The following is a 5,831-nucleotide window of genomic DNA, read 5'->3' as shown; positions in this document are numbered from 1 at the left end:
GTTCATCTAGGGTATAACCCACTGCTAATTTAGCGGCAATTTTTGCAATCGGAAAGCCAGTGGCTTTAGAAGCTAGCGCAGAAGAACGAGAAACCCGCGGGTTCATCTCAATGACGACCATACGGCCAGTATTAGGCTCAATGCCAAACTGCACGTTAGAGCCGCCAGTCTCTACACCAATTTCCCGTAAAATAGCTAACGAGGCATTACGCATAATTTGATATTCTTTATCCGTGAGCGTTTGTGCTGGTGCTACTGTAATAGAGTCGCCAGTGTGTACGCCCATGGCGTCAACGTTTTCAATCGTACAAACAATGATGCAGTTATCATTAGCATCACGCACCACTTCCATTTCGTACTCTTTCCAGCCAATTAAGGACTCATCTATCAATAGTTCCTTGGTTGGGGACAAGTCCAGTCCATTAGTACAAATTTGGACGAATTCATCTAGATTATAAGCAATCCCCCCACCGGTTCCCCCCATAGTAAACGAGGGCCGAATAATGCAAGGGAAGCCTACTTTAGCTTGTACCTGATGGGCTTCTTCTATGCTACGCGCAATACCGGCACGAGGGCACGCTAACCCAATGGATTTCATTGCCTGATCAAAACGGCTACGGTCTTCGGCCTTATCAATCGCATCGGCGGTGGCACCCAGCATTTCTACCGAAAACTCAGCTAACACACCGTGCTTTTCCAAGTCGAGAGCACAGTTAAGCGCCGTTTGCCCACCCATGGTAGGTAAAATGGCATCGGGGCGCTCTTTTTTAATGATCTCTCGCACCACTTCCCAGTGAATAGGCTCAATATAAGTGGCGTCGGCCATATCGGGATCTGTCATAATGGTGGCAGGGTTCGAGTTCACCAAAATGACTCTATACCCTTCTTCACCTAAGGCTTTACAGGCCTGCGCGCCTGAGTAGTCAAACTCACACGCCTGACCAATCACAATCGGGCCTGCGCCTAAAATCAATATGCTGTGTATGTCGGTACGTTTTGCCATGATGAGACAACTCCTTACGCGCTATGCTGTTTAATCAAATCGATAAAATGGTCGAATAAGCTTGCAGCCTCATTAGGCCCAGGGCTCGCTTCGGGGTGCCCCTGAAAACTAAACGCCGCTTTATCGGTAAGCGTAATACCTTGTAAGGTGCCATCAAACAGTGACCTGTGGGTGACCTTCACATTGGCAGGTAAGCTTGCTTCATCTACTGCAAAGCCATGATTTTGGCTGGTGATCATCACTAGATTGCGCGCGATATCTTTTACCGGATGATTAGCCCCGTGGTGACCAAACTTCATTTTCATAGTGCGAGCCCCACAGGCCAACGCCAACAGCTGGTGACCTAAGCAGATACCAAATATTGGGATCTGGGTATCTAACAGATTTTTAATCGCGCTAATAGCGTAATCACAAGGCTTAGGATCACCTGGCCCATTAGATAAGAAAATACCATCGGGCTTAAGCGCTAACACCTCAACCGCTGGGGTCTGTGCCGGAACCACAGTGACTCGACAACCGCGCTCAACGAGCATGCGCAAAATATTACGTTTAACGCCATAGTCGTAGGCCACAACGTGATAAGGCAGATCCGCCTCAGTAGACTCACTGTGACCTTTGCCTAAGATCCAGCATCCTTGTCGCCAAGAGTAAGTCGTATGAGTGGTCACTTCTTTTGCTAAATCCATGCCATTAAGGCCGGGAAAGCGATGAGCGGCAGCCAAGGCTTTGGCTTCGTCTAAATCAGCTCCGGCCATAATACAGCCGGCCTGAGCGCCCTTTTCTCGCAAAATACGTGTCAATTTTCGGGTATCAATATCAGCAATGCCAACAATACCTTGGGCTTTAAGATAATCGGACAAAGAGCCCTGATGACGAAAGTTTGAGGCAAGCAAGGGTAAGTCTCTAATAATCAAACCTTGAGCATGAATACGGTTTGATTCTTCATCTTCGTTATTGATACCGGTATTGCCGATATGGGGGTAAGTGAGGGTCACTATTTGATGAGAGTAAGACGGGTCGGTCAGTATTTCTTGGTACCCCGTCATTGAAGTATTAAATACGACTTCACCAACGGAGCACCCGTCAGCCCCGATAGCTGTACCATAAAAGACAGTCCCGTCTTCTAGTGCCAGCAATGCTGTATGCTTCACGACAACCTCCAAGTTAACTTATTGATAAATAATCAATTCACCTGGTTGTCACGAGAAAATTACCATAAAAGTATAGTCTTCTCGGCTTGTACTGGGCAAATTCTGCGCAGTTTATATATCCCTGACGACATCAACAATTTATTTTATAAAAAGTACGTCACTTAACATTAAAAATGCGTAATCCTCCACAAAACAGACAAAAAAACGGATAATGTTTAAATAAAAGTCTAATAAACAACTAAATCGATAAACATTGTACACATTAAAGTAAACAATTAAATATTGGGGATTGGGGATTAGGGGTTGGGGGTTGGGGGTTGGGATGAAAACGCCCAGCTTAAGATGAAACAATCTGCATCTTTAAGCTGGGCACTACATCATTTTAGATCTAATACATCTTGCATATCGAATAAGCCGGCATCTTTCTCGGCTACCCAAGCCGCCGCACGCACAGCACCATTGGCAAAGGTTAAGCGGTTAGACGCTTTATGGGTGATTTCCAGGCGCTCGCCAATATCTGCAAACATCGCCGTATGTTCACCCACAATATCTCCGGCGCGCACGGTTGCAAAACCAATGGTGTTAGGGTCACGCTCACCGGTAATGCCTTCACGGCCATATACGGCGCAGGTTTTTAGATCTCTGCCTAAGGTATCTGCAATCACTTCTCCCATGCTAAGTGCTGTGCCAGAGGGGGCATCCACTTTATAGCGGTGATGAGCTTCTAAAATTTCAATGTCTGTGTAGTCCCCCATCACCTTGGCGGCTTGCTCCAGTAGCTTGAACATCACATTAACCCCTACACTGTAGTTAGAGGCAATCACCATGGCGGTATCGGCAAGGGCGGCTTGAATTTGCGCTTTTTGTGCTTCATCAAAGCCCGTAGTACCTATCACCAGTCGCTTACTGTGCTGTTGTGCTAGGGCAATATTGGCTAAGGTAGCCTCGGGGCGAGTGAAGTCGATAATCACATCCACTTGCTCAATAACCGCGCTCAAGTCGTCGGTCACCCTCACTCCTAAATGTCCCACATTGGCCAACTCACCGGCATCAGCACCTAATACGCTAGAGCCTGCATGCTCAATGGCCGCTGTTAGCACCACCCCTTGGGTTTGAGTCACAGACTCCACTAATACTTTTCCCATACGTCCATTACAACCAGCTACGGCAATGCGAACCGGATTTGTCATGCTGTTTTCTTCCTTATTGATTAATGTGACCACCATAAAGAGACGGTGATAAGCGATAAACTGTGGGCTATCAGCTTTCTAAGACACTTCTTTGACAGCTTATGGCTCACAATTTATGGCGATATTGAACAATGTATGGCAGAAGTTTGCCAGATCAGGCGGGGTTTTAAAACGATATTTAGCAGCAAAAAAAACCGGCCTTAGCCGGTTTTTAGTTCATTATGCGATTTCTAACAGTTCAACTTCAAACACTAAGGTCGCACAAGGAGGAATAGCGCCTGCACCTTGTTCGCCATAGGCCAACTCGTATGGCACATACAGCTTCCATTTAGAGCCAACAGGCATCAATTGCAGAGCTTCAACCCAGCCTTTGATAACACCATTCACTGGGAATTGAGCTGGCTCGCCGCGCATAACTGAGCTGTCAAAAACAGAACCGTCAATAAAAGTACCGTGGTAATGTACACTCACAGTGTCAGTTTCTGCTGGAACAGCACCGTCACCTTTCACTAATACTTCGTACTGCAAACCCGATTCAGTTTGCTCCACTTCAGTGCGGGCACCGTTAGTACCTAAGAATTCAGCTTCTGCTTCTTTTGCTTTAGCAGACTGTGCTGCTTGCTGCTCTTGCATGCGCTGAGTAATCACCTGAAACGCGCTATTAATGTCTTCGCGAGACACAGCGAAATCAACGTCGGCAATGGCATCAGCCAAGCCTTGTTGCACTGCTGATACTTCTAAACCTTCAAAAGACTGCTGAGTCAATTGATCACCGATTTGACGACCAACACCGTAGCTGGCCTTTAGCTCTACTGTCTCATATGACGACATGACATTCCCTTTGGTTTGGGTAAAAGAAGTATGCTAACAAAATATCAGCGCCAGCTAAATGGTCAATCCGTGCACTTGGCCAATAATGCAGCACCCCGTACGCCGCCACTACCGCCAAAAGTGGGGGGAAGAATCAGCCCAGGAGTGACATTGCGCATAAGGTAGGCGGGAATACGCTCATTTAATGCTTGATATAACCAAGCTTCTTCACTTAAGCCCCCTCCCAGCACAACAACGTCGGGGTCGAGCTGTGTCATCAACGAACCTAAGCCCGCAGCCAAAATATCACAATATAATGATACCGCCGCACTCGCACACGGTTCGCCCTGCTGCCATGCGCTAATAATGGCAGGCCCAGAGTGGGCAAGAGGAGGCACAGAGGCATTAAGGCGGGCTTGTAACACATGCTGATATAACCGAACTAACCCGGTACCAGAAGCGTAGGTTTCTAGGCAACCCTGTAAGCCACAACCACACTTTAGCAATGGCAACTCTGGGTTACGCAACAATAGACAGGCATTAATAGCACCATGCCCAAACTCGCCACAACCTCCTCGGTAACTATTAACTAATTGCCCCTGATGTATTAACGCACCACCAATACCAGTACCTAATGTCAGCGCCAGTGCTAGCTCTCGCCCAGCAGCTGCCCCCCCATGGTACTCCGACAATAAAAAACAGTTGGCATCATTATCTGCTTTAACCCGTCGACTTAAACGTTGCTGTAAATCATGTTGTATATCTTGCTTATGAAGCACCGCAATATTAGGAGCCAGCAGCCGACCCTGCTTGTCTTTTATACCAGGAAAACCAATGCCCACTTTGCCTTGCGTTTGCCAGCGTGCATCAGCTTGCATCACCCACTCGGTGAGTAACGAAAGAAAAGCGGCATACGCTATCTTGGGGGTGGGCTGTACAAAACGCTCTTGCTCTTCGCCTTGGCCATCAAATATTGCAAAGGCAACTTTCGTCCCTCCAATATCAATACCGTAATACATGCAGCTGTTCCTTGCGTAAAATTCTAGCGTTGATTTTAGCCGAGAGTGGGTGTAGAAAAGAAGAGAAACGAGCACCTAGGTATCTGCAAATACCGTAAAAGCAAAGAGAAGTAAGCCCAGCCATAATACGCGCTCTTTATCGATTTTGCGCAATAAGCGGGTACTTCTCTCACTCTCTTTTATCAAGGTATAGCACAAAGTTACTGGCTTTCTTGAGGCGCTACTTGGCCGACACTATCTATGGTTTTATCGGTTAATAACCATAACGTATACTGATGCAACTCAGGGTGCTGAGCGAGCGCCACTAAAAAAGCACCTCCAACTTCCCGATAACCTAACTCATAATTTTTTAATGTCGTGGGCGGCACTTGAAGTAACTCGGCAAATTTAGGTCGACTAAGCCCCATTACTTCTCGAATTTTTCGGATTTTTTTACCGACTAAGCTGGTATTTGGGTTCATATTGTTCACTCCTACCGACGTCTTTTAATAAAATACTCCGTCCTTGGCTACTCTAAGCTTAACACTACAATGATAGACTCGTTATGCTCTGGTCTTATTTTAACCAAAAAAAACTAACAAAGTTCCTGCTAATACTTATAAAACACTGAGGGATCCCCACATAATTAAACCGTCGCATCGCCATTTCGCCTGATTTT

Annotated in this window: 6 protein-coding genes; all 6 read right to left on the bottom strand. The window is 46.6% G+C overall.

The features are described from left to right. Window positions 1-1,003: carbamoyl-phosphate synthase large subunit (gene carB / locus ACTHY5_RS10920; RefSeq protein WP_441879547.1), on the bottom strand; the 1,003-nt coding region annotated here is incomplete at its 3' end. Window positions 1,004-1,017: 14 nt separating this feature from the next. Beyond that, the gene (gene carA / locus ACTHY5_RS10915) at window positions 1,018-2,154 is read right to left on the bottom strand and encodes a glutamine-hydrolyzing carbamoyl-phosphate synthase small subunit (protein WP_441879545.1); all 1,137 of its coding nucleotides are present in this window, start codon (window positions 2,152-2,154) and stop codon (window positions 1,018-1,020) included. Between the two features lie 377 nt (window positions 2,155-2,531). After that, the gene (dapB, locus tag ACTHY5_RS10910) at window positions 2,532-3,344 is read right to left on the bottom strand and encodes a 4-hydroxy-tetrahydrodipicolinate reductase (protein WP_441879543.1); all 813 of its coding nucleotides are present in this window, start codon (window positions 3,342-3,344) and stop codon (window positions 2,532-2,534) included. Window positions 3,345-3,563: 219 nt separating this feature from the next. Continuing rightward, window positions 3,564-4,175, bottom strand: a complete 612-nt coding sequence (locus ACTHY5_RS10905; protein ID WP_441879541.1) for an FKBP-type peptidyl-prolyl cis-trans isomerase — start codon at window positions 4,173-4,175, stop codon at window positions 3,564-3,566. Between the two features lie 62 nt (window positions 4,176-4,237). Then, window positions 4,238-5,173, bottom strand: a complete 936-nt coding sequence (locus tag ACTHY5_RS10900) for an ROK family protein (RefSeq protein ID WP_441879539.1) — start codon at window positions 5,171-5,173, stop codon at window positions 4,238-4,240. A gap of 200 nt (window positions 5,174-5,373) precedes the next feature. Beyond that, the gene (locus ACTHY5_RS10895; protein ID WP_441879537.1) at window positions 5,374-5,634 is read right to left on the bottom strand and encodes a helix-turn-helix domain-containing protein; all 261 of its coding nucleotides are present in this window, start codon (window positions 5,632-5,634) and stop codon (window positions 5,374-5,376) included. Window positions 5,635-5,831 lie beyond the last annotated feature (197 nt).

Source organism: Oceanisphaera sp. (assembly GCF_052084945.1).
Taxonomy (GTDB): domain Bacteria; phylum Pseudomonadota; class Gammaproteobacteria; order Enterobacterales; family Aeromonadaceae; genus Oceanimonas.
This window is presented reverse-complemented; position numbering and strand designations above follow the sequence as displayed.

Bases quoted from the DNA above. Each gene is read 5' to 3' on its own strand.
- dapB (WP_441879543.1), bottom strand. From the start codon at position 3,344: ATGACAAATCCGGTTCGCATTGCCGTAGCTGGTTGTAATGGACGTATG.
- ACTHY5_RS10905 (WP_441879541.1), bottom strand. From the start codon at position 4,175: ATGTCGTCATATGAGACAGTAGAGCTAAAGGCCAGCTACGGTGTTGGT.
- ACTHY5_RS10900 (WP_441879539.1), bottom strand. From the start codon at position 5,173: ATGTATTACGGTATTGATATTGGAGGGACGAAAGTTGCCTTTGCAATA.
- ACTHY5_RS10895 (WP_441879537.1), bottom strand. From the start codon at position 5,634: ATGAACCCAAATACCAGCTTAGTCGGTAAAAAAATCCGAAAAATTCGA.